We start from the raw sequence: 587 nt of genomic DNA, 5'->3' as shown, positions 1-587 counted from the left end.
CAATTTTATTTTTCAGAGATAACCACCAGGCTCGTGGGTTTCCAGAGACGTATTAACCCTCACTAAAGGGAACAAAAGCTGGAGCTCCACCGCGGTGGCGGCCGCTCTAGAACTAGTGGATCCCCCGGGCTGCAGGAATTCGATTAGTAGCCGTAGCTGCCTTCTTGCAGTAGGTAATAGAGTTTTCTGTTCTGTTGGTGAAGGTCTTGGCGCCGGTCTGTATAGATGGAAGCTCCGATCATGACACACAGACAGGACATGAGCTGGATGATGTACGTCAGGACGAACCTCTCTCCCTGCTTGAGGCGGAAGAGCTGGAGCAGAAAGATGAGGAAGGAGATGCAGGAGAGGATGGTGGAGAGGATCGTGGTGGCCTGCACCGCCTGCATCACAGAATAACCTTCAAACGCTTCAGGGCCGGTCAGCTCATTGATCTCGGTACAGTTTGTGCTGTTGGTGCACACTCTCCAGAGGTCAGCAGAGAAGCTGTCGCCTACCCACCAGGCATTGTCAATGGTAGAAATGAACAGGAGTGCCGTGGACACGATGTGGAAGACAATGATGAAGGCAAGAATCACCAACATGTT

This window comes from Candidatus Kosakonia sp. 282A-S69 (assembly GCF_029433855.1).
GTDB lineage: Bacteria > Pseudomonadota > Gammaproteobacteria > Enterobacterales > Enterobacteriaceae > Kosakonia > Kosakonia cowanii_A.
Note: the sequence above shows the minus strand (reverse complement) of the source record.